The organism is Arthrobacter sp. NPDC058127, from assembly GCF_042884555.1.
GTDB lineage: Bacteria > Actinomycetota > Actinomycetes > Actinomycetales > Micrococcaceae > Arthrobacter.
Genome location: NZ_JBHVTT010000028.1, coordinates 1 through 22638, shown reverse-complemented (window position 1 = coordinate 22638; position 22638 = coordinate 1). Strand labels below are relative to the sequence as shown.

Annotated in this window: 23 protein-coding genes; 10 read left to right on the top strand and 13 right to left on the bottom strand. The window is 64.8% G+C overall.

Going from position 1 to position 22638, the window contains the following annotated elements; genetic code table 11:
- Positions 1 to 67 precede the first annotated feature (67 nt).
- On the bottom strand, positions 68 to 1201 hold the full coding sequence (locus ACFVTG_RS23540; protein ID WP_284751409.1) for an LOG family protein: 1134 nt from the start codon (positions 1199 to 1201) through the stop codon (positions 68 to 70).
- Between the two features lie 63 nt (positions 1202 to 1264).
- Here ACFVTG_RS23540 and ACFVTG_RS23535 point away from each other — a divergent pair, with 63 nt between their 5' ends.
- The 5 genes from ACFVTG_RS23535 to iolB all read left to right on the top strand — a co-directional run bounded on the left by ACFVTG_RS23535 (position 1265) and on the right by iolB (position 4934).
- Positions 1265 to 2044, top strand: a complete 780-nt coding sequence (locus ACFVTG_RS23535; protein ID WP_390283192.1) for a gamma-glutamyl-gamma-aminobutyrate hydrolase family protein — start codon at positions 1265 to 1267, stop codon at positions 2042 to 2044.
- 127 nt (positions 2045 to 2171) lie between these two features.
- Positions 2172 to 2576, top strand: a complete 405-nt coding sequence (locus ACFVTG_RS23530) for a cupredoxin domain-containing protein (protein WP_390283190.1) — start codon at positions 2172 to 2174, stop codon at positions 2574 to 2576.
- A 25-nt stretch (positions 2577 to 2601) separates the two neighbouring features.
- Positions 2602 to 3051: a hypothetical protein gene (locus ACFVTG_RS23525; RefSeq protein ID WP_390283188.1), complete on the top strand. Its 450-nt coding sequence runs from the start codon at positions 2602 to 2604 to the stop codon at positions 3049 to 3051.
- A gap of 231 nt (positions 3052 to 3282) precedes the next feature.
- On the top strand, positions 3283 to 4023 hold the full coding sequence (locus tag ACFVTG_RS23520) for a GntR family transcriptional regulator (RefSeq protein ID WP_059388160.1): 741 nt from the start codon (positions 3283 to 3285) through the stop codon (positions 4021 to 4023).
- Between the two features lie 17 nt (positions 4024 to 4040).
- Positions 4041 to 4934, top strand: a complete 894-nt coding sequence (gene iolB, locus ACFVTG_RS23515; protein WP_284751405.1) for a 5-deoxy-glucuronate isomerase — start codon at positions 4041 to 4043, stop codon at positions 4932 to 4934.
- Between the two features lie 209 nt (positions 4935 to 5143).
- Here iolB and ACFVTG_RS23510 read toward each other — a convergent pair whose 3' ends face one another.
- The 9 genes from ACFVTG_RS23510 to ACFVTG_RS23470 all read right to left on the bottom strand — a co-directional run bounded on the left by ACFVTG_RS23510 (position 5144) and on the right by ACFVTG_RS23470 (position 14532).
- On the bottom strand, positions 5144 to 6175 hold the full coding sequence (locus ACFVTG_RS23510) for a Gfo/Idh/MocA family oxidoreductase (protein ID WP_390283185.1): 1032 nt from the start codon (positions 6173 to 6175) through the stop codon (positions 5144 to 5146).
- A complete protein-coding gene (locus ACFVTG_RS23505) occupies positions 6172 to 6990 on the bottom strand; it encodes a TIM barrel protein (protein ID WP_390283183.1) in 819 nt (272 codons plus the stop codon). Before ACFVTG_RS23505 ends, ACFVTG_RS23510 begins: the two co-directional genes overlap by 4 nt.
- Positions 6990 to 8093, bottom strand: coding sequence for a Gfo/Idh/MocA family oxidoreductase (locus tag ACFVTG_RS23500; RefSeq protein ID WP_390283181.1), 1104 nt, complete (start codon positions 8091 to 8093; stop codon positions 6990 to 6992). Before ACFVTG_RS23500 ends, ACFVTG_RS23505 begins: the two co-directional genes overlap by 1 nt.
- A gap of 35 nt (positions 8094 to 8128) precedes the next feature.
- Positions 8129 to 9172, bottom strand: coding sequence for a Gfo/Idh/MocA family protein (locus tag ACFVTG_RS23495; RefSeq protein WP_390283179.1), 1044 nt, complete (start codon positions 9170 to 9172; stop codon positions 8129 to 8131).
- Complete coding sequence (locus tag ACFVTG_RS23490) at positions 9172 to 10167, bottom strand: Gfo/Idh/MocA family oxidoreductase (protein WP_390283177.1); 996 nt, start codon at positions 10165 to 10167, stop codon at positions 9172 to 9174. The genes ACFVTG_RS23495 and ACFVTG_RS23490 overlap by 1 nt, the downstream gene beginning before the upstream one ends.
- A 109-nt stretch (positions 10168 to 10276) precedes the next feature.
- Positions 10277 to 11230, bottom strand: coding sequence for an ATP-binding cassette domain-containing protein (locus ACFVTG_RS23485; protein ID WP_390283175.1), 954 nt, complete (start codon positions 11228 to 11230; stop codon positions 10277 to 10279).
- Between the two features lie 12 nt (positions 11231 to 11242).
- Positions 11243 to 12301: an ABC transporter permease gene (locus ACFVTG_RS23480; RefSeq protein WP_390283173.1), complete on the bottom strand. Its 1059-nt coding sequence runs from the start codon at positions 12299 to 12301 to the stop codon at positions 11243 to 11245.
- A 64-nt stretch (positions 12302 to 12365) separates the two neighbouring features.
- On the bottom strand, positions 12366 to 13361 hold the full coding sequence (locus tag ACFVTG_RS23475) for a substrate-binding domain-containing protein (protein ID WP_284756031.1): 996 nt from the start codon (positions 13359 to 13361) through the stop codon (positions 12366 to 12368).
- A 160-nt stretch (positions 13362 to 13521) separates the two neighbouring features.
- Positions 13522 to 14532 (bottom strand): LacI family DNA-binding transcriptional regulator, encoded by a 1011-nt coding sequence (locus ACFVTG_RS23470; protein WP_390283171.1) that lies wholly within the window; start codon positions 14530 to 14532, stop codon positions 13522 to 13524.
- A gap of 155 nt (positions 14533 to 14687) precedes the next feature.
- On the opposite strand from ACFVTG_RS23470, the gene ACFVTG_RS23465 reads away from it, so the two are divergent.
- From ACFVTG_RS23465 to ACFVTG_RS23445, 5 genes are all read left to right on the top strand, one after another.
- Positions 14688 to 15866, top strand: coding sequence for a Gfo/Idh/MocA family protein (locus tag ACFVTG_RS23465; protein WP_390283169.1), 1179 nt, complete (start codon positions 14688 to 14690; stop codon positions 15864 to 15866).
- Positions 15863 to 16882, top strand: coding sequence for a sugar phosphate isomerase/epimerase family protein (locus tag ACFVTG_RS23460; RefSeq protein ID WP_390283167.1), 1020 nt, complete (start codon positions 15863 to 15865; stop codon positions 16880 to 16882). The genes ACFVTG_RS23465 and ACFVTG_RS23460 overlap by 4 nt, the downstream gene beginning before the upstream one ends.
- A 157-nt stretch (positions 16883 to 17039) precedes the next feature.
- Positions 17040 to 17420 (top strand): metalloregulator ArsR/SmtB family transcription factor, encoded by a 381-nt coding sequence (locus ACFVTG_RS23455; protein WP_284756037.1) that lies wholly within the window; start codon positions 17040 to 17042, stop codon positions 17418 to 17420.
- Positions 17417 to 19075 carry a SulP family inorganic anion transporter gene (locus ACFVTG_RS23450; RefSeq protein WP_390283165.1) on the top strand — a complete coding sequence of 553 codons (1659 nt, stop codon included), beginning with the start codon at positions 17417 to 17419 and terminating at the stop codon, positions 19073 to 19075. Before ACFVTG_RS23455 ends, ACFVTG_RS23450 begins: the two co-directional genes overlap by 4 nt.
- A 46-nt stretch (positions 19076 to 19121) precedes the next feature.
- Positions 19122 to 19532 (top strand): hypothetical protein, encoded by a 411-nt coding sequence (locus ACFVTG_RS23445; RefSeq protein ID WP_284756041.1) that lies wholly within the window; start codon positions 19122 to 19124, stop codon positions 19530 to 19532.
- Between the two features lie 56 nt (positions 19533 to 19588).
- Here the strand turns inward: ACFVTG_RS23445 and ACFVTG_RS23440 are convergent, their stop codons facing one another.
- Genes ACFVTG_RS23440 through ACFVTG_RS23430 form a run of 3 tightly spaced genes read right to left on the bottom strand, consistent with a single transcriptional unit; the run spans position 19589 to position 22433 of the window.
- Entirely contained in the window at positions 19589 to 20461 is an 873-nt protein-coding gene (locus ACFVTG_RS23440; RefSeq protein ID WP_390283162.1) for a sugar phosphate isomerase/epimerase family protein, read from the bottom strand.
- 8 nt (positions 20462 to 20469) lie between these two features.
- Entirely contained in the window at positions 20470 to 21483 is a 1014-nt protein-coding gene (locus ACFVTG_RS23435) for a Gfo/Idh/MocA family oxidoreductase (protein WP_284756044.1), read from the bottom strand.
- Between the two features lie 38 nt (positions 21484 to 21521).
- Complete coding sequence (locus ACFVTG_RS23430) at positions 21522 to 22433, bottom strand: sugar phosphate isomerase/epimerase (RefSeq protein WP_284756046.1); 912 nt, start codon at positions 22431 to 22433, stop codon at positions 21522 to 21524.
- Between the last annotated feature and the right edge of the window lie 205 nt (positions 22434 to 22638).

Sequence of the window (22638 nt, the reverse complement as noted above, 5' to 3'; positions counted from 1 at the left end):
TCGTTTTGAGCCGCCATAAGGACAACAAATGCGAGTCAGTTGGGCCAGCCGGGCGGAACCCACGCAGTTAGCCCGCGACGACGGCGAGCGCTTCCTCGACGCTGTCCACCAGGAAGATCCGGCCCTCCATCACTTTCCCGGCAGCAAGGCTCTGCAACATGGGCCACGCGGGATACTTGTGCTCCCAGTGGTCGCGCCCCACGAGCACCATGGGCGTGACGGTTTCCGGGGCGCCGTAGAAGTTCTCGCACGCGTCCTGGAAGATTTCCTGCACAGTGCCGGCTGAGCCCGGGAGGAACACGATCCCGCCGTTGCATAGTTCCAGCAGGATCGCTTCGCGCATGGAGTTGGCGAAGTACTTGGCGATGTGGGTGGCAAAGAGGTTGGGTGGCTCGTGCCCGTAGAACCACGTGGGGATGCCCAGCGACGTCGTTCCGCGCGGATGGTGCCCGACGACGGCGGCCGCCGCCCGCGCCCAGGCCGTCACCGAGGGGCGGAAACCCGGCACCGCCGCGAGCGATTTCAGCGCGACGGCGAAGTCGGCGTCGGGCAGGCCGCTCAAGTAGGCGCCGAAATTGGCGGCTTCCATGGCGCCCGGGCCTCCCCCGGTGGCCACCGTGAAGCCGGACAAGGCCAAGAGCCGTCCCAGGCGCGCGGCGTCGTGGAAGTCCGTGGTTCCGCGTTGGGCGACGTGCCCGCCCATGACTCCCACGATCTTGTTCCCTGCGAAATCCCCATTGCCCAGGAGCTCGTCCAGGGCGTCCCCGATGGCGTGGTCGTGCAGCGCGGCGGCGAGGGTGGCGTCCAAGCTGGTCCGTTGCCCCGGCATGATGCTCCAGTGGTAGACCTGGGCGTCCAGGGTGGCTTCGTACTCCGTGGAGTCGATGTCCTCGTATAGTTCGGCGGCGCTGTAGAGGCTGCCCCGGTACGGGTTGAACGGTACTCCGCGCAGCTTCGGAAAGATGAGTGCGCCGCGGCTCCGCAGCGAGTCCTCGACGCCGTCATCGAAGGTACAGCCCAGGAAGATGGCGCCTTGCGGATCGAGCCGCTGCAGGTCCGCCCGTCGGCCCCGCAGGTCCAGCGACTGGGCGTGCCATCCGTGCATCGTCACGGCACCGGAGCTCAGAAGCCTGTCGAAATGGGCCACGCTCTCAATGTCGAGCGTGCGGGGACTGGGAGTCAGGGCGCGGGACGGATTCATGGCATCAGCGTAAGCCCGCGGTTCCCGTTGCGCAGGAGTCGCCCGGCCAGTGCATCATGGAGCATGCAGACTTCCGAACAGCAGAGCAGCGTCCGGCCCCGGATCGGTATTCCCGTCCGCCTCAGCAGCTCCGAAGACGCGGATGCCCGCGTGGGAGAGGCGAATGAACTCTTCGACTTCATCGTCGAACTGGTGCGCGACGCCGGCGCGGAGCCCGTACTGCTGGACGCCTCCTTCACCGACGAAGCCGGCCAGCTGGCCGCCGAGCTCCGTTCCCTCAACGGCGTCCTGCTGCCCGGCGGCGGGGACCTGGATCCGCGACTCTACGGCGAAGAAGCGACTGAAGCCTGCTACGACGTCAACCCTGACCAGGATCGATTGGACCTGGCGGTCGCCCGTGGATCGCTCGACGCCGGTTTACCCACCCTCGGCATCTGCCGCGGCCACCAGCTCCTCAACGTGGTCTACGGCGGGACGCTCATCCAGGACATGCATCCCTCACTGGTGGAGCATAACGGCCTGACCCCGGCGGAAGGTGAGCTAAGTGCCTGGGCGTGGCACGACGTCGAACTTTCACCGCATTCAAAGGTCGCTCGCCTCCATGGCTCACGGAACTCGGTACGGATTGCTTCGGGACATCACCAAGCCGTGGCGCGGGTAGGCGATGGCTTGGTGGTCACGGCGGTCGCGGAGGACGGGACCGTGGAGGCCCTCGAGGACCCGCAGCGCTGGGTGGCATCCGTGCAATGGCATCCCGAGGCCTCGCAGCTGCCCGACGAGGAACGGCTCGCCCCGTTCAAGGCTTTCGTGGAAGTCTGCAGGACGCTGCGTCCCGTGGGGTGATGGAGACGGCAGCCTCCGCCCGCCAGAATCAATTTCCCGCGCCCGTGAACCTGACGGCTCCGGAATTCGTCTCATCAATGTGGCAAGCACGTTCTCGCCACCGGACACGAGGAGCGGGGAACGAATCATGAGGAACAACGCCAAGGCCTTGATGGCCGTCGTAGGAGCGGCCGCCCTGATCGGCGTGAACGGTTGCGGAGCGTCCGGAACCGGCTATCAGGGCGCGTCTTCGAGCCCGCCTTCCGCCGCGTCGTCGACTGCTCCGCCGTCCGGGACCTCCCAATCGCTCACCATCACCATCAAGGACTTCGGCTATCAAGGACCCGTCTCGGTCAGCCCTGGCGGCAAAATCACCGTCAGGAACGAGGACGCCCAGGCCCACACTGTCACCTCGGACGACGGAAAGGCCTTCGACGCCGCCGTCGACGGCGGGGGCGGGACAGCCCAGTTCACCGCGCCCACCACGCCGGGCAGCTACCCCTACCACTGCGCCTACCACTCCAACATGCACGGAACGCTGGTCGTGAAGTGAGCGTGCGTGAAATGAGGACCCTGAAATGAGCACTCGTGAAGCGGCCCGCCGCAAGCCGATGAGCCGCAGGCCCAAGGACATCCTGTTGCGACTGCTTGTGGCGGCAGCCATGGTCATCGACGCTCTGGTGCACTTCGATCTCGCCTCCGGCTACCAATTGGGTGCCCCCGGCGGAATCGGGGAAGGCAATCTGTTCCGCCTTGAGGGCGCGGTCGCAATTCTTGTCGCCCTGTATGTCCTGGTCCGCGGCAGTCGGCCAGCCTACGCCGCCGCGGTGGTCGTCGCTGGAAGCGCCTTCATAGCGGTCCTCCTCTACCGCTATGTCGACATACCTGCCATCGGTCCGCTCCCGTCCATGTACGAGCCCGTATGGTTTTTCGAGAAGACCCTCAGCGCAGTCGCCGAGGGACTGGGCGCCGTGCTTGCCGCCGTCGGCTACGTCCGTCAACGCAGCAGCGCCCGACGCCGCCGCTGAAGGCGCGCGACGCCGAAAGGCGCACCCGCCGCTGAGGGCGCGAGGTCTGGTCCTGATGTCTGGACATGTCCCAAACAAGAGACCTGAAACGGCTCAATAAACGTGCCTCCGGCACCCTTGACCCGCACAATGCTCCTGCTATCATCAGTAAAGCAGTATGTCCTATCAAGCGAACATGAGCGGACATGCTTGTGACTTCCGGGACAGTCCCGGAATGCGAGGGAGCATGCAATGGCGAATCAACTTGGCCTCACTATCGACCGTTCTTCCCCTGTGCCTTTGTACCACCAGGTGGTCCAGGGCATCGAGGCCGCCATCCACAGCGGAGTCCTGGAGCCCGGCAGCCGCTTGGACAACGAGATAGACCTCGCCGCCCAGCTCAACCTGTCGCGGCCTACCATGCGCAAGGCCATGGACGAACTTGTCCGCTCGGGCCTGTTGGTCCGCAAGCGCGGCGTCGGCACGCAGGTGGTGTCAAGCCAGGTCCGCCGGCCCCTGGAACTCTCCAGCCTCTACGACGACCTGACCAACAACGGCAAGAAGCCCACAACGCAGGTCCTCAGCTTCTCGCACATGGAGGCCGACGCCGCCACGCTGACAGCCCTCCAGCTTCCGGCCGGCTCCAAGGTCTACCACTTCACCCGCCTGCGCAAAGTGGGCGGCAAGCCGCTGGCGCTCATGGAGAACTGGGTCCGCGACGACATCGCGACCATGGACGAGGCCATGCTCGCCGAGGAAGGCCTCTACGCCATCCTCCGCCGCGGCGGCGTCAACTTCCGCCTCGCTTCGCAGCGGATCGGCGCCATGATCGCCAACGACTACCAGGCGCCGCTCTTGGAGGCGGAAGTCGGCTCGGCTTTGGTCACCATGGAACGCACCGCCGTCGACGACACCGGACGCATGGTGGAGACCGGCCACCACGTCTACCGGGCCGATTCCTACAGCTTTGAAATGACACTCGTACAGCGCTAACGCAAGGACATAACTTCATGGCCAACTGGGTCTATCCACTGGGAACCGCCAACGACGGCGATTGGGACATCTCGCTCGGAACTTCCGATTCCGCCTTGACCGTGGACGGTTGGGCCCACACCGGGCTCAAGGTCGCCACGCTCGCCGCGGGCGCCGCCGTCGAGCTCCCCGCCGCAGCTGAAGAGCGGATCATTGTGCCGCTCAACGGCGCCTTTACGGTGACGGTCGACGACGTCGAGTATCCCCTTGCGGGGCGGGCGTCGGTTTTCCATGGCCCTAGCGATGTCCTGTATTCCGGCACGAACGCTGCCGTCACCATCAGTTCGCCCGACGGCGGCCGCGTCGCCGTCGCGACCGCCCCCGCCAACGCCTCGTACCCCACCAGGCTCGTGACCGCCGCGGAAACCCCGGTGGAGTTGCGTGGAGCAGGCAACTGTTCGCGCCAGGTCCACAACTTCGGCACCCCAGCCGCCCTCGAGGCGGACCGATTCATCGTCTGCGAAGTGCTGACCCCCGCGGGCAACTGGTCTTCCTATCCCCCGCACAAGCATGACGAGGAAAAGGACGGCGAAACGCAACTCGAGGAGATCTACTACTTCGAGACCCGCGTGGCGGATGGCTCCGGCGCCCCCGCAGATGCAGACGCGATCGGCTACCAGCGCGTCTACGCCTCCGATGAGCGCCCGATCGACGTGGCCGCGGAAGTCCGCACGGGCGACGTCGTTCTTGTTCCCTACGGCTGGCACGGCCCCGCCATGGCAGCTCCCGGCTATGACTTGTACTACCTGAACGTCATGGCCGGCCCGGGACCCGTGCGCGAATGGCTCATCAGCGACGACCCCCACCACGGGTGGGTGCGGCAGGGCTGGGACGGACAAGACATCGACCCCCGATTGCCTTTCGGCGCCTAAGGAGTCCGCACACCCAATCCCCACCGCCACCCTCGCCTCGCAAGTCCCCGCCGGCTCCCAACCTTCGCAAGCTCAGGCTGGGGCCCTCGCCGGCGGGGCCCCACGGCCAGGGAACCCTGGCGGCGTGGGCCCAAGCAGTTGTTGTCGTTATGAGCCGTCAAAACGACAACAACTGCTAGTTAGTTGGGGCCGGTGATCGCCTAGCAGGCTTAGGCCGTCACCAGCGCCACCCTGACCGGGACCCCGCTTGCCAGCGACTCCTGCGCGGCATCCGCCACCCGGGAAGCTGCGACGGCGTCCTCCGGGGTGCACGGGTTGTCCCGTTGGCCCAGGACCAGTTCAACGAAGGCCGCCATTTCCGAGCGATAGGCCTGGTCGAAGCGTTCGGCGAAGGTCTTGTGGGGTTCTCCGGACGGGAAGGCGATCCCGGCCTCGGCTGACTCCATGGCTGTCTTGTCGTCCAGGCCAACCATGAGGGAACGCTTGGAGCCCTGGATTTCGAGGCGGACGTCATGCCCTGCGCCGTTGTAACGGGTGGCCGAGACTGTGCCAACCGTCCCGTCGTCGAACGTGATCAGAGCCAAGGCGGTGTCCACATCGCCCACTTCTCCGATGGCGGGATCACCATTGTTGGAACCCTTGGCATAGACCTCCACGATCTCGCGGCCGGTCAGCCAGCGCAGGATGTCGAAGTCGTGGACCGAGCAATCACGGAACAGCCCGCCGGACGTTGCCAGGAACTCCACGGGCGGCGGAGCCATATCGCAGGTCACGGCGCGCAGCGAGTGGATCCAGCCGAGCTCCCCCGCCTGGTAGGCGCGCTTGGCCTCGATGTAACCGGCATCGAAGCGACGCTGGTGGCCGATCTGCACCACACCATCGTTGGCGCGGATATGTTCCAGGACAGGCAGCGAATCGGCCACATTCATGGCCACGGGCTTCTCGCAGAACACCGGGATACCGGCGTCCACCCCAGCTCGGATCAGTTCCGGGTGCGTGCCCGTTCCGGTCGCGATCACCAAGCCATCCACTCCGGAGGCGATCAAGTCCTCTACCGACGGCAGGAACTCGGCGCCGAGACCGGCCGCCACCTTGCGGGCGTGTTCTGCGGCCACATCCGTGAGCCGCAACTCCACGTTGATGCCTTGTCCATTCAGTTCCCCGTTGAGGGCCGCGATGTTGTTGGCGTGCATCACGCCGATCCGCCCTACTCCAACCAGCCCGAGAACGACATCCTTCATAGTGCTGCCTCCGTTGAAAAAGCTGAATCGTCCTGGGATTCCGCGACGCCAGGCGTGAACGCCCGGCGGAACGCCTCAAGCGCCTCCAGGTCGTCGCCGCTGGCCCATGCCTCCATGCCGACGGTGCCTTCGTAGCCCGCAGCGACGAGCGCCCGGGCCACAGCCACGTAGTTGATTTCGCCGGTGCCGGGCTCGCAGCGCCCAGGGACATCCGCCACTTGGATCTCGCCGATGTGCGGCAAGGCGGTGCGGACCAGTTCAATGAGGTTCCCCTCCCCCAGCTGTGCGTGGTACAGGTCCAGCATCATCTTCACGTTGGGATGTCCGGCCGCCTCCACAAGCGCGAGGGTGTCCTTGGCCCGGGCCAGCGGAATTCCGGGGTGGTCCAGCACGGTGTTGAGGTTTTCGAGGCAAAACGTCAGTCCGTGCTTTTCCCCGAGCGCGCCAAGTCGCTCCAGGGTCCGGGCACCCGTGATCCACATGCTGCCGTTGGAGCGGTAGACGGGACGGGCTGCTTTGCCGTCGATCAGCTCCGCCGAGTGCACCACCATGCGGCTGACGCCGAGCTCCAAGGCCGTCGGAATCAGCATCTCCGCCGTCCTCACCACGTCATCGGCGGTGTCAGCGTCAACCAGGCTCCCGGAGGTGTACCCGGTCATGGAGGAAAAGACCGCGCCGCTCGCCTTGAGCGCCGCAATGTCCTTGTTCCTCGAGTCCCAGAGTTCGACGTCGAATCCGGCCTCATGGATCCGACGTACCCGTTCGGTGAACGGCAACTCCGTGAAGACCATCTCGGCGCAAACTGCCAGCCGCATCAGACACCCGCCTTGCTGTTGCTCGAAACAGCCGTAACGGCCACCGGTCCGCCTTGCTGGACCGACTCGATGCAGGCCAAAGCCATCGCCAGGGCGCGCCGCGCGTCAGCGGCTCCCGGGGTGAGGGTGAAAGCGCCCGACGGCGGTTGCGCGCCGTCGCGGCGCGCGCGGACTGCCGCCGCGAAGTCCACAAGTTCGTCGGTATAGGCATCCCGGAACAGTTCCACGTTGAGCCTCGGAGTCTCCGCGGAGAGGCCCTCGGCGGTGTACCTCAGGGCAGCCGTTTCAGTATGCCGTCCAGCCTGCACCATGCCCTTGGAGCCGAAGACTTCGCCCCTGACGTCGTAGCCGTAAAGCGCGCTGAAGTTGGCCTCGGCCACTGCCAGTGCCCCATTGCTGTAGCGGATGGTGACCACGGCGGTGTCCAGGAATCCTTGATCACGCAGGCTCGGTTCCACCAGGGCGTCCGCGACGGCGTAGACCTCCACCGGCTCGGCCCCTTCGTTGAACCAGTTCAGGGTGTCGAAATCGTGGATGAGGGTTTCGAGGAAAATCGTCCAGGCCGGAATCCTGGCTGCATGTCCGATGCTCCCGGTGCCGGGATCCCTCGTTAACGAGCGCAAGAGCTGCGGCTCCCCCACGATTCCTTCGGCCAGGTCCTTCTTGGCGGCCTGGAAGTCGGTGGCGTAGCGGCGGTTGAATCCGATCTGGAAATGTACCCCTGCGGTCTCGACGGCGCGGAGGGCGGCGTCGAGCTCTTCGAGGCTCTGCGCGGCGGGCTTCTCGCAAAACACGTGCTTGCCCGCAGCTGCGGCCTGGGCAATCAGGGAAGCGTGGAAGCGTGCCGGGCTGGCAATGATCACGGCGTCGATGTCCGGATCCGCCATGATGTCCGCGGCGTCTGCGGTGACCTTCGCCGTACCAAGCTGGGAAGCCACGGACGCCGCGGAGTCCACGTTGGGATCGGCGACGGCGGCCAGGACCGCACCGGGAACCCGGCGGGCTATGCTTTCGCCATGGAACGCTCCCATCCAGCCGGAGCCTATGAGGCCAAGCCGCACGGGCGTGGGAAGACCGGCTGAATGCTGTTCGATGTAGGCCATGGGCCCGTCCTTTCGATAGTCAGTACAACAATTGCTCAGGCGGGGACGTTGCCTTCGCCCGGGAATTCAATGCCCACTTGGCGGCGGATTTCATCGGCGACGTCCATCGTCCGGATGGAGGACGCCAAGGGCCGTTGTGGGGTTTCCATCTCACCGGCGGCGATGGCGCGGGCCACCGCTGCTGCTTCGTAATGCAAGCCCTCCAAATGCCCGCCAGTCGCTTCGTTGTGGCGAAGCCGCGTGCCGTCCGGGAACCGGATCTCGAAACCGCCGGGCATGTTGAAGGGGCCGTCGATGGTCAACGTGGCCTCGGAACCAACGATCGTTGCCGCGGTGGTGGTGAAATTGTGCAGGTGCGCATTCATCACGGCCTGGCTTCCGCCCGGGAATTGCATAATGGCGGAGAGCTGGGCGTTGACACCCGATTCGTGGGGCTGGCCGAAGGCGCTCAAGCGTTCGGGCGCGCCCAGGATCTCGGTGATGAGTGCCAGCGGGTAGGTGCCCAGGTCCAGCAGAGGCCCACCAGCCAGTGCGGGGTCGAAGATGCGGTGGCTGGGTTCGAAGTGCTCGCCGTATTCCGCGAGGACCGTTGTCACGGTACCCAGCGTCCCGGCGTCGAGCACTTGCCGGATCACGTCGAACTTCGGAAGGAAGAAGCTCCACATGGCCTCGGCGGCGAAGACGCCAGCTGCCTTGGCCTGCGCGGCGATATCCCGCGCCTGCGCAGCATTCAGACCGATCGGTTTCTCGATCAGGACGTGTTTGCCGGCGTCGATGGCGAGCACGGCAGGCGCGTGGTGGAAATTGTGCGGCGTGCATACGTACACGATGTCAATGTCCGGAGCCGTGGCCAGCTCTTCGTAGCTCCCATAGGCGGCGGGCACGCCGAAAGCGTCCGCGAACGCCTTGGACCGTTCCAAGGAACGGGAGCCGACGGCGGCGATCACTTGCGTTGAGTGGGCCTGCACCGATTCCGTGAAGCGTTCGGCGATCCACCCCGGGCCCATGATCCCCCAGCGCAACGCTGGAGCATCGCGGGAATCCGGGACCCTTGATACTGGCAGCCCGGATGAAACCATCAGTAGACCACCTTCGTGTATGCCCCGTCGCTGTGGAGCGAGCGGATCATCGCTTGTGCCAGCTGCGACGCCCGCAGACCGTCCTCACCGGTTGCGAGCGGCGCAGGCTCTCCCTTTTCGAGGGCTGAGATCCACGCCTGAAGTTGCAAGCGGTAAGCGTCGGCGAAGCGTGGACGCCAGTCTGCGGGGATTTCGGAACTGCGCTTCCCTTCCTGCCGGACATCGAGGGCGGCCGGTTCCGGGAGTGCGGCGGTGCCGAACTCTGACACGACCTCGCATCGCGTGGTGTAGCCGTACTGTGCGTTGAGGAAGAGTTCGAGGGTGGCCAGGGTGCCGTCGGCCGCGCGCAGGAGCATAAAGGCCGGGTCCCGTAGATCACCGGTACTGTGCCGGGAACTCCGCCCCGCTTGCCAGGACACCTCGGTGATAGGCGAGTCCAGCAGCCAGGGGATGATGTCGAGCTCGTGGATGGCCGAATTGGTGATGGCGGATTCCGAGCTCGCGCCCGGTCCCGCGGACGCCGTCCGGCTAATGCAGTGGACCTGCAAAGGCTCGCCTTGGGTGCGTGCCCGGGTGGCTTCGCGCAGCGCGACGTAGCCGGGATCGAACCGCCGCATAAAGCCCATCGACAGCAACCGGGCACCCGTTGCTGCAAGGAGATCGGCTTCGGCCTCCACCACTTCGCGGCTTTCCAGGAGCGTGGGAGCCAACGGCTTTTCGCACAGCACCGGGGTCATTGCTTCGAAGCATTCCAGCACCAGTCCGGCATGGGTGGAGTCATGTGAAGCGACGACGACGGCGTCAACCTCGCTGGAGTTGATCAGCTCGGAAGGATCGGTGGTGATGCGTGCGGACGGCGGCGCCGCGGCTGCCGCACGTCCGGCGTCGAGGTCAGCCACAAAGGTGACTTCGGCCCCGCTGATAGTGGTGGAGAGGTTTCTGATGTGGTCTGCGCCCATGACGCCGGCGCCGATAACGCCTACCCGGATCGGCATGCTGTCTTCCCGTCTACTTCTTGTTCACATTCCGGCGGTGGCATGGCGGGCGGGGGCCCATCCGCTTTCCGGCGGACCCCCGTCTCCGTCCGCGCTGGTCTCCTGCGCGCTAGGCGTGCCGCGGGCTGCTTTCCCTTGAATCGTCAGCAGCGCCGGCGACGTCGGTCACTTCGGATACCCCGGCGACTTCGGCTTGGACTTCCTTGAGGGCCTCCGTGTGCCCGCCGAGCTGTTCGAGTTCGTGGGCGAGTTCTGCCAGTTCCGCGCCGCCGGCCATCTGGGCGGTGAGTTCGTCCAGGGTGATGTCCTTCTTGTCGTAGTAGCCGATCGACTTGCCGCGCTTGAGCAGCAGGAACCGGTCACCCACCGGGAAGGCGTGGTGCGGGTTGTGCGTGATGAAAATGACGCCCAGCCCGCGGTCGCGGGCCTGCAGGATGTAGCGGAGCACGACGCCGGACTGCTTCACGCCCAGCGCGGCCGTGGGTTCGTCCAGGATCAGCACCTTCGCCCCGAAATACACGGCCCTCGCGATCGCGACGCACTGGCGCTCCCCTCCGGAGAGCTGGCCGATGGGTTGTTCCACATCGCGCAGGTCGATGCCCATCTGGGCCAGTTCCTTCAGCGTGATGTCCTTCATCTTCTGGACGTCCATGGACTTGAACGGCCCGAACCCGGTGGTCAGTTCCGAGCCGAGGAAGAAGTTCCGCCAGATCGGCATCAACGGGACCACGGCCAGGTCCTGGTACACGGTGGCGATGCCCGCGTCCAGGGCGTCGCGGGGGGAGTTGAACTTCCGCTCATCGCCCATGACGTGCAGCACGCCCTCGTCGTGCTGGTGCAGGCCGGCGATGATCTTGATCAGCGTGGACTTGCCCGCGCCGTTGTCCCCCAGCACGCAGGTGACCCGGCCGTTGTCCACGGCCATCGTCACGTCGCGCAGGGCGATGATGTTCCCGTAGTGCTTGCCCACCCCGTCCAGGGAGAGCAGGTGCACGGGGGTGTGGGTCAGCGGGTCCTTTTCGTCCCGGAGCAGGGTCTGCTGGTCGATCTGTTTGGCATTCATTGGTCCGCCCCTTTACTTGAGCTCTGCGCGGCGTTTGACGATGAGGTTCACGATGGTGGCCAGCAGCAGCATCAGGCCCAGGAAGAACTTGAACCAGTCCGGGTTCCACTGCGCGTACACGATGCCCTTGTTCGCCATCCCGAAAATGAACGCACCGATCGCCCCGCCCACCGCGGAACCGTAGCCGCCGGTGAGCAGGCAGCCGCCGATCACCGCGGCGATGATGTAGAGGAACTCGTTGCCCACGCCCTCACCGGACTGCACCGCGTCGAAGGCGAAGAGGTTGTGCATGCCCAGGATCCAGCCGCAGAACCCGACCGCCATGAACAACCCGATCTTCGTCTTCGTCACCGGCACCCCCACCGCCCGGGCCGCGTTCGCGTCCCCGCCCACGGCGAAGATCCAGTTCCCCACCTTCGTGCGCAGCAGGACCCAGGACGCGATGGCGACCAGGATGATCCAGAAGAACACCGTGATCTTCACCTCGACCCCGCCGATGCTGATCGAGGACGCGAACACCGCGTGCGCCGACTCGAAACCATCCAGCTTCGAAATCGACGGGGAGGACACGGACCCGCCGATCAGCCGGGTCAGGGCCAGGTTCAGGCCCGTGAGCATCAGGAACGTCGCCAACGTCACGATGAAGGACGGCAGCTTCGTCTTGACCAGGATCCACCCGTTGATGAAGCCGATGCCGAGTGAAACGACGAGCGCCAGCACGACGCCGACCCACGCGTTCATCGAGAAATACCAGCTGAACAGGGAAGCCGTCAGGGCCGAGGAAATCACGGCCACACCGGTGGAAAGGTCGAACTCACCGCCGATCATCAACAGCGACACCCCCACCGCCATGATCCCGATCGTCGAGGAACCATACAGCACGGTCGCGAGCGCGTTTGGCTGCGTGAACGTCTGGGACACGGACGCGAAGAAGATGAAGAGGACGACCGCCCCCACGAGGGCGCCGACTTCGGGCCTGCCCAGAAACTTCTGGACCGGGCTACGGCGTCCGATCCGCTCATCGCCGGGGGCCGAAGCCGGTGCCGGCGGCAGGGTTGCTGTGTTTGCCATAGGAAGAACTCCTTGTTGGTCAGGCCGCGCGGCGGTCGCCCGCCGCGCGGCCAGAATCCTGGATCTAGCGGACGCCCTGCTGGGCGAATTTGAGAACGTCGGAGGCGTTGGACTTGTCCACGATGGTGGGACCGGTCAGGACGGGCTGGCCGCCACCGAGCTTGAAACCTCCGCGCTTGGCCTGCCACAGGGAGTCGACGGACATGTAGCCCTGGAGCCACGGCTGCTGGTCCACTGTGAAGATCACAGAGCCGTCCACGATCTTCTGGGCGAGGTCCGCGTTCAGGTCGAAGCTGGCAACCTTGGCCGAGCTGCTGGCGTCCGTGACGGACTTGAGGAGCGTGAGGGTGATCGGCGCGCCCAAGCCGATGATGACATCTGCATCCTTGGCTGCCTGGAGCTTCGCGGTGGCGGTGGACTGGACCGCCGTCATGTCCTTGCCATCGACGTACAGGATCTCAGTTCCGGGCACCTTCGCCTTGACGCCGGCACACCGTGCTTCGAGGCCGACGTGGCCCTGCTGCTGAATCACGCAGACCGGGTGCTTGAAGCCCTGTGCCGCGAGCCTGGTTCCGACGGCCTCGCCGGCGAGCTTCTCATTCGAACCGAAGTGGGTGAAAGCCCCGAGCTGTGCCGAGACGCCCTCACCAGCGTTGAGGCTCACCACCGGGATGCCGGCATCGGTGGCCTTCTTGAGGACGTCCTTGAGGGCGTCCGGGGTGGCGAGGGTGACAGCAATACCGTCAACCTTCTGGTCGATGGCCTGCTGGACGAGCTGGGCCTGGCGCCCGGCTTCGGGGTCGCTTGTGTAGAGAAGCTCAACATTGTCCTTCGCAGACGCTTCTTCTGCACCCTTGCGGACGATGTCCCAGAACGTGTCCCCTGCTGCCGCGTGGGTGATGAGGGCGACTTTCATGCGCGGAGTGCTGACGGCTTGCCCGCCTCCGGCGGCGTTGGCGGTGTCAGCCGGCTTTCCGCCTTGGCTGGAACAAGCGCTAAGAGCCATCATCGGAACGACGGCCGCAACGAGTGCCGCCTTCCGCCAGGAAAACTTCTTCACGATTTATCTCCTTTGATTGGGGTTGTGGCCCTGCCACTCTGCAGGAGCTCAAAGCCCTCTACACAGATCATGGTGACTAGCCTCACATATGTCAATACTTTGTCCTGACATTAGGATGTTTTTACGTGAGATGGTCGCGGTGATCACCGTCAGATCCGGATTAAGGTGCGGGGCGCGCTGTTGTCGAGCGGACCACCAGGACGGGATCAATCAGGGTGCGCTCGGGCTTGATGGCGGGGTCTTCAATCCTGGCGAGCAGCCTGTGCGCAGCATTAATTCCGACAACGTCGCTTCGGTTGTCGACGGAAGTGATGTCCAAGTACCTCGACTTGGCCAACGGGGAATTGTCATAGCCGATCACCGAAATGTCGCCGGGCACGCGAAGGCCCCTGGCCTTGAGGACGGCAAAGGCGCCCACGGCCATGGTGTCGTTGGCCGCGAAGATCGCCGTCGTGTCCGGGTGGTGGTCCAGGAGCCAAGAAGCCGCGGCGTAGCCGTCCTCCTCCGAAGTACCTTTGGACTCGGCAATCAGGAGTTCGACGCCGGCCGCCTGGATCTGCCGCCGGAAACCGGCACGCCGATGGGCTGACGCGCCGTCGGACCCTGAGAGATGGCCAATGCGGGTATGACCGAGCCCCAGCAAGTGGTCAGCGGCCACGCCGCCGCCGCCGTCGTCGTCGTTGGTGATGAGGTCGGCACCGACCGGTACCCCCTTGCGCCACCCGGCCACCACCGTGGGAACCCACGTCCTGGCCAGCATGGAATCGCTCGGTTCTGCGGCGATGACAAGCGCGTCAACATGCATGGCAAGAAGTCCGTCGGCTGCTTCCTTGATGCGGTTTTCGCCGGGCTGGGAGTCGGCCAGCGTGACGTGGTAACCGAGCTCCGAAAGTACCGACTCCATTCCCCTGAGGAGATCGACGAACCAAAGATTCCTGTAGTCGTCAATGAGCAGGCCGATGCTCTTGGTCCGATTGCTCGCCAGCGTGGTCGCGGCCCTGCTGGGACGGTAGCCGAGCTCAGACATTGCCGACTGGACAGCTTGGCGGCGCTTGTCGCTGACCCTTTCCGGCGACTGGAGGACCAAGGACACCAGCGACGGCGAGACGCCAGCCAGCTTGGCTACGTCATAGATGGTGGGGCGGCGGGTTTTAGGACTTGTCGCACTCATGGTTCGGGAACCTTTCTCCTCTGCCGTCAAGGGTATTCGCAAGACATTGACAGGACATACTCACATGATTACGCTGTAAGTCCAGTGCTAAATTGTAGCGCTCCAAAATGCCCCGGTGTGCTCGACACCCAGGCTGAATTTCGAAGGAGAAATCAATGGCTGAGAGCCTAGGGGTCGCCGTCATCGGCGCAGGAATGGCCGGCAAGGCACACGCGGCGGCCTACCGCACAGCGTCTGCACTTTATAGCCCCGTGCTTCCGCCGGTGCGCCTCGTATCGATCGGCGACGTGAACGCGGAGTTCGGGTCCCTCGCTGCCCGGCGTTTCGGCTACGAACGCAATGACACCTCATGGCAAGCGATCGCGGAAGCGGACGATATCGACGTCGTCAGCGTCGTCATCGCGAACTCCCTCCACCGCGAGGTGGTCGAGGGACTCCTGGCCGCAGGCAAGCACGTCCTCTGCGAGAAGCCGCTGAGCGACTCCCTTGAGGATGCCCGCGCTATGGCCGATGCTGCCCGCAACGCCTCGAGCATCGCGCGCATCGGCTTCACGTTCCGCCGCACGCCCGGCATTGCCTACATCCGCGATTTGATCCGCACTGGTGTCCTCGGCAAGGTGCTGCACTTCAGCGGCCGCTACTGGACCGACTACGGCTTCAGCCCGTCGGCTCCCATGAGCTGGCGCTACAAAGGCGGCCCCGGTTCCGGCGCACTGGCCGACGTCGGAAGCCATTTGGCCTACGTTTCCGAGTTCCTGTGCGGCGACATCAAGTCCATCAGCGGCGGCCGCCTGAGCACCGTCATCGACAAACGCCCCTTGCCGCTCGCCGCCGTAATGGGCCACGACCACGCCGCTGTCAGCGACACCTTCGAGGCCGTGGAGAACGACGACTACGCCGCCTTCAACGCAGAGTTCGAAACCGGCGCCGGCAGCTTCGAAGTCTCCCGCGTTGCCGCCGGCCACGCCAACAGCCTCAACTTCGAAGTGTTCTGCGAGAACGGTGCGGCCAAGTTCGACCAGCGCCGCCCCTCCGAAATCCAGCTGTTCCTTAACGATGGCTCCGGCAACGAGAACGGCTACCGCCAGGTCATCCTCGGCCCGGGCCACCCCTACATCGCCGGCGGCCTCGCCATGGACGCCCCCGAAGTCGGCTTCGGCCAGAACGATGCCTTCGGCTACCAGGCCCGGGCGTTCCTCGAAGAGGTTGCCGGCCTTCCCGAGGCCGAGTCCCTCCCCCGCTGCGCCACGTTCGATGAAGGCGTCCGCAACATGGAACTGCTCGGTGCCGTCGCGGAATCCGCACTCAACAACGGAAAGACGATCACGCTATGAAACTCGGCGTCTACAACGCAATCCTGCACGACCGCCCGCTTCCCGAGGCCTTGAAGGTCATCGCGGACCTAGGTCTGACCGGCATCGAGATCAACACCGGCGGATTCCTGCCAGCCGTGCACGTCCCCGCCTTCGACGACATTCTTGTATCGGATGCCGCCCGCGACGACTACCTCGCGATCTTCGAGGGGACCGGCGTCGCGATTGCGGGGCTGAACTGCAACGGCAACCCCTTGCACCCGAAGCGCGAGATCGGCGAGAAGCATGCCGAGGACATCCGCCGCTCCATCCGGCTTGCAGAGCGTCTCGGCCAGAGTCGAGTGGTCACCATGTCCGGCCTGCCCGGCGGTGAGCCCGGCGCGACCGTGACGAACTGGATCGTCAACGCCTGGAATTCGGCGGCTTTGGATGTGCTGGACTACCAATGGGACGTCGCGGCGAAGTTCTGGCGCGAGACCGATAACCTGGCCGCCGACCATGGCGTCAAGGTGGCCCTCGAACTGCACCCGCAGAACATCGTGTTCAACACCGCCGACGTGCACAAGCTCATCGAGCTCACCGGAGCTACCCATGTGGGCGTTGAACTGGATGCTTCGCACCTGTTCTGGCAGCAGATGGATCCGGTAGCCGTGGTCCGCGAACTCGGGCCTTTGGTCTTCCAGGCAGCCGCGAAAGACGTCCGCGTCAACACCGCGAATGCCTCCCTCTACGGGGTTCTCGACAACAGCTTCCGACGCCTCTCGCCGGATGAGAACCGCACCAACCTCGGCGGCGACGAATGGGCCAACGAGTGGCCCAAGAACTCCGCGTGGGACTTCGTTGCCCTCGGCCGCGGGCACGACACCGCCTACTGGACCGAGTTCCTGCGCGCGCTTCACGAGGTGGACCCCGGCATGCTCGTCAACATCGAGCACGAAGACACTTCCCTCGGCCGGATCGAAGGGCTCGAAGTGGCGGCGAAGGTCCTGCGTGACGCAGACGCAGCGCTCACGGCGTCGCTGAAGGTTACGGCGTAGGAGGTTCCTCGAACTGCAAAGGAGGGCTTCATCCGATTTCGGATGAAGCCCTCCTTTTGTTGGCCCGCAGGGCTTCCGTTCCAGCCCTTGTTACACTGGATGATGAATCCATAAAATAGTCAAGCAAAGACTCGTGGTCTGGGCCAGGGAGGTAGTCATGGAAGAGTTCGCGGATTTCCGGGCACCGCTGTATGAGGTGAAGGCCAATCTGTTCAAGGGGCTGGCCCACCCGGTCAGGATCCGGGTACTGGAGCTGCTGTCGGCGGCGCCCGAGGTGTCGGTGACAGAGCTTCTGGCCGCAACGGGCCTGGAGGCCTCGCACCTGTCCCAGCATCTGTCGGTACTGCGCCGATATCACCTGGTCAAGGGAGAACGACGGGCGTTGCAGATGTTCTATACCCTGGCGTACCCGCAGGTCGCGGAACTCCTCACCGTCGCCAGACTGCTGCTCAACGACATGCTCCACGCCACCCGGGCGCAGCTTGAGACCTCAGAAGCGACTGCACCCGCGTCAGCCGCAGCGGCCAGCACCCTGTGAAGGCCCTAGTCGCGGTCCGGGCCTTGCTGCCAGGGCGGCAGGATTACGCGCTATTGCCCGGTACCTGGAAAGGAGACTTGGTTGCCGGGGTCACGGTCGGCATCGTCGCGCTGCCGCTGGCCCTCGCGTTCGGAGTCAGCTCCGGCGCGGGTGCGGCCAGCGGATTGATCACCGCCGTGATCGCCGGCGTGATCGCGGCCGTCTTCGGTGGTTCCAATATCCAGGTCTCCGGACCCACCGGCGCCATGGTCGTGGTTCTGGGCCCGATCATCGCCGCCCATGGGCTCGGGGCGCTGGCTGCGGTCTCGGTCCTTGCCGGGGTCATAGTGGTGGCCGCCGGGTTACTCAAACTCGGGCGGGTCGTGACGCTCCTGCCCTGGCCGGTGATTGAGGGCTTCACCGTCGGAATCGCGGTAATCATTTTCTTACAGCAGGTCCCTGCCGCGTTCGGCACCAAGCCAGGGCCCAGTAGCAACGCTGTCATCTCGGCGATCCAGGCCATCGGCACCGTGTCCCCTGCCTCGGTCCTTGCCCCGGTTGCCGTGGTGGCTCTGGTGGCGGTCATCATGATTGCGTCACCGCGGATCCACCCTCGGATCCCGGGCTCGCTCATCGCGATCATCATTGCCACTGTGGCCGCACAGTTCCTCGACCTGCCGGTGACCCGGATCGGAGCCCTGCCCGATTCCCTGCCGGTCCCGATGATCCCCTCCCTGGACCTGGCGACGATCACCGCGCTGGCCGGGTCCGCGGCTACGATCGCAGCCCTGGCCGCGATCGAGTCACTGCTCTCGGCACGGGTCGGGGCGTCGATCTCCGATACCGGCCCCTACGACGCGGACCGTGAGCTCCTGGGCCAGGGCCTCGCGTCCGTCGCGTCCGGATTCTTCGGCGGCATGCCGGCCACAGGTGCCATCGCCCGCACAGCAGTCAACATTCGCTCCGGGGGCCGGACACGCCTCGCCGCCATTACCCATGCGCTGGTCCTGCTTGCCGTGGTGTACCTGGCCACCGGCCCGGTTTCCCGCATCCCCCTTGCCGCGCTCGCAGGGGTGCTGATGGTCACCGCGACGCGCATGGTCTCCCTCAAGACGCTGCGCAGCGTGATCGGATCAACCCGCGCCGACACGGTCGTGTTCTTCGTCACCGCACTGATTACCGTGTCCTTCGACCTGATCGAGGCCGTGGAGATCGGGATCGCCGTCGCTGCCTTCTTCGCCCTGCGTGCCCTAGTCCGGTCCAGCGGTGTGCACCGGGAAGAAATCCCCGGCCCGGTCCACGAAGGGGACGAGCACATCGCCGTGTTTCGTCTCGACGGAGCCCTATTCTTCGCCGCTGCCGAGCGCGTCCTGGAGCGGGTCAGCGCCATCCGGAACGTCGACGTCGTGATCATCCGCATGTCGCAGCTGCAGATCTTGGACGCAACCGGTGCCAGAACCATCACAGACATCGTCCAGGCCCTGGAACGCCGCGGAATCACCGTGCTAATCAAAGGGATCCAGGAGCGCCACCTTAGGCTCGTCACCCAGGTGGGGGTTCTGGACTCCCTTCGCCACCACAAACACCTCTTCACCGAACTGGGCCCCGCCGTGGAGCATGCCCGAAGCCACGTCGCCCGCGCCGCCAGCGCACGCAACCCCGGCAAGACCCCGTAAACCGGTCCAGCCGCAGCCGGTCCGCCCCATCCTTGAAAGAAGACCAATGCCTTCATTGAACGAAACCAGCGCCCGTATCCGGGCCGCCCACCTGCTCGTCCGGTCCGCCGAGGAATGGGACACACTCTCCGAGGAGTTGCTCCGGACCTACGACCTTGAAGACAACGACAAGATCGAAATGCTCCGCGAATCCTTCCTTGCCACTTGGAAGTCGGTCACCCGCAACCTCCTCACCGACCCGCTGAATACCATCGGCATCACTGTCACACAGGCCGTTCATCCTTGGGGCATCGCCACCCTGAATGCCGCCGGGCGCACCTGCGAACCAATCTTGTGCTCCCCAGAGGGACTCCCTCCATTTTCCAAAACAAGCGACGTTCACGGCAGGCCGCGACTGCTTAGCTTCGAGGAAGTGATGACCGGGTACAACACCTGCCTGGCGTCCCTGCTTCGGTAGCCAGCACAACAAAGGGAGGCGGCGATAGAGTCGCCGCCCCCCTTTGTTGTATGCCCTTATTGGACCTTCGCGATGTACTTGCCCATGGTCTCCAGCTGGTAGCGGGACACCTCGTTGGCATTGTCGTCCTCGGCGAAGACGCTGGACACCATGACGGTGTTGTCCTTGTCCAGGAAGCCGATTTCCTTGAGTCCACCGAAGAACTCGTCCCAGTTGACGTCGCCGTCGCCGATCTTGAGGTGCTGGTGCACGCGCACGGCGTTTCCGGGCGGGTTGGTGATGTAGCGCAGCCCGTGCGAGGCGTGGTGGTCCATGGTGTCGGACACGTGGACCAGGCGCAGCTTGTCCCCCGCGGCCCGCATGATGTCGAGCGCCTTGTTGCCCATGTGGAACGTGTGGGACGCAACGTAGACCATGCCGATGTTAGGCGAGTTCACGCCCCGGATGACGCGCAGGGCGGCGAGTCCGTCCTCCACGAAGTCGTCCGGGTGCGGGTCGATGAGGACGTCCAGGCCCTCGCGCTCGATGATCGGAAGCAGCTCTTCCATGGAGCGGTAGAAGGCCCTTTCCGACTCCTCTGCCTTCTCCGGGCGGCCGCTGAATTCGGTGTTCATGGTCTGCACGCCAAGATCAACAGTGATCTTGATGGCACGCTTCCAGTAACGGACAGCGGCCTCGCGGGCGTCTTCGTCCGGTCCGGACCAGCGCAGAACGGGAAGCACCGAGGCGATCTCGACGTCGGCGTCCTTGCAGGCTTTCTTCAGCTGGCCCACAAGTTCGTCGTCGGCCTTCGGGTGGTTGAAGAACGGGATGAAGTCCGCGTGCGGGGTCAGCTGGAGGTACTTGTAGCCGAGGTCGGCGGCCAGCCGCGGAAACTCCAGCAGGCTGTGGCTGTGGTGGAACGGTGTGGGATCGAGGGCAATCTTCATGGTCACTCCTACTTGTACAGCTCAGGCTTGGTGTTGAGCTGTACCGCAACCTTTTCGCCCGACTTCTGGGCTTCAACGCCGGCTTCGCAGCACGCAGCGGTGGCGTAGCCGTCCCAGGCGGTGGGGCCGCCGATTTCGCCGCGGCGGGCGGCGTCAACCCAAGCCTGGACCTCGACGTCGTACGCGGCACCGAAACGCTCTTCGAAACCTGGCGTGACCTTGCCGCCCCAGCGGCCGGCGCTGCGGACGTAAGGACCGCCGTCGCCACCGATGCTCACAATGCCGTCCTCGAAGGACGCCTGGGTGGCGACTTCGTAGCCGAACTTGGCGTTCACGTAAATTTCGACGTCGGCCAGGACACCGGACTCCGTCTCGATCAGGACGTGCTGCGGGTCGTGCTGGCCGTTCGGGGCATTGCGCGTCGCCTTGCCCAGGCGGACCTGCACAGAGGTGATTTCCTCACCCGTGAAGAAACGGATGGCATCGAATTCGTGGACCACGGAGTCGTTGATGAGCATCTCGTTGGTGAAGCCCTGAGGAGTGTCCGGGTTGCGGTGCTGGTGGTGCAGCATGAGCAGCTCGCCGAGTTCACGATCGCGGATCACGGAACCCAAGGCGGCGTATTCGGCGTCGAAGCGGCGCATGAAGCCCACCTGGATGCGCTTGTGGCCGAGTGCCGTTTCGGCCTGGACAACCTTCCAAGCGCTTTCGGCATCCGGAGTCAGCGGCTTTTCGCAGAGGATCGGGAAGTCTTTCTCCAGTGCCTTGTACAGGATTTCCTCGTGCAGGAAACCGGGCGTGGCGATCAGCACGGCGTTGACGTCGCCGTTGTTGAGGGCCTCATCGGCGCTGGCGAGGGCGACGGCGCCGTCGATCCCTGCGATGGCGGCCTGCGCACGGGCGAGGTCGACGTCGACGACGGCGGCCACCTCGGCGCCGTGGATGCGGGTGCTGAGCCGCTTGATGTGGTCGGCGCCCATGCGGCCTGCGCCGATGACGGCCACGCGGAGAATGTCAGTCATTGTTTCTGTCCTTAGTTGTCTGTGCTTGAGAGGCAGCGTTAGTTGACAGTCGTGCGGGAGCCGCACGAGAGCAGGTAGTTTCGGGTGCGCTTGGCGATGGGCATCGGGACGTCGAAGGCCACGGGGTACATGTCCTGTTCCACAATGCCAAAGATCGGGCGGTTAAGTCCTTCAACGGCTTCGATGACTGCGCGAAGATCCGGCAGTCCGTTCGGCGGTTCGGTCATGACACCGGCCAGGTTGGCAGCGGCCCAGGTCATGTTCTCCTCGTTGACCTTCTTCAAGACTTCCGGGTTGATCTGCTTCAGGTGCAGGTAGCCGATCCGGTCCGGGTAGTTTTTGATCAGTTCCAGGCTGGACGCTCCGCAGTATTCCGCATGCCCGGTATCCAGGCACAGGTTCAGGTACTGGGGATCGGTAGACGCCAGAAGCGTTTCGATATCGGCCTGGGCGCCGACGTGGGAATCTGCGTGGGAGTGGAATTGCTGCTTGAGCCCGAAGTCTTCCAGCAGCACTTTGCCCATGCGGTTGTGGCCGGCGAACAGGTCGCTCCAGGCTTTCTCGGTGAGTTCCCCGCTCTCCACAGCCTCGCCCGTGACGTCGTCGCGCCACATGGCTGGGATGACCACGATGTGTTCGCCGCCCATGGCCGCGGTCAGCTCGGCCACCTTGCGTGCCGGCTCCCAGGCTTCCTCGTACTGTGCGGCGCCGCGGTGGAACGCCGTGAAGACCGTTCCGGCCGTAACCTTGAGGTCGCGCTGCTTGAGTTCCTCGGCGAGGCGGGTGGGGTCGTTCGGCAAGTAGCCGTAGGGACCAAGTTCGATCCACTTGTAGCCGGACTCAGCCACTTCGTCCAGGAAGCGTTCCCACGGGGTCTGCTTGGGGTCATCCGCGAACCAGACGCCCCAGGAGTCCGGGGCCGTGCCGATGATGAGTTTGTTCTCTGTCATTGCTCAATCCTTAACGTTGACTGCTCCCCACCGGGGGCCGCAGCCCAACTGACTCGCATTTGTTGTCGTTATGAGGGCTCATAACGACATCTACTGCTAGGTAGTTGGGCGGGTGGTCAGTTGGAGGGGAAGTTGTAGGAGGCGCCGGAGGCGTGGGTGGGTTCGGGCCAGCGGGAGGTGATGACCTTGCCGCGGGTGTAGAAGG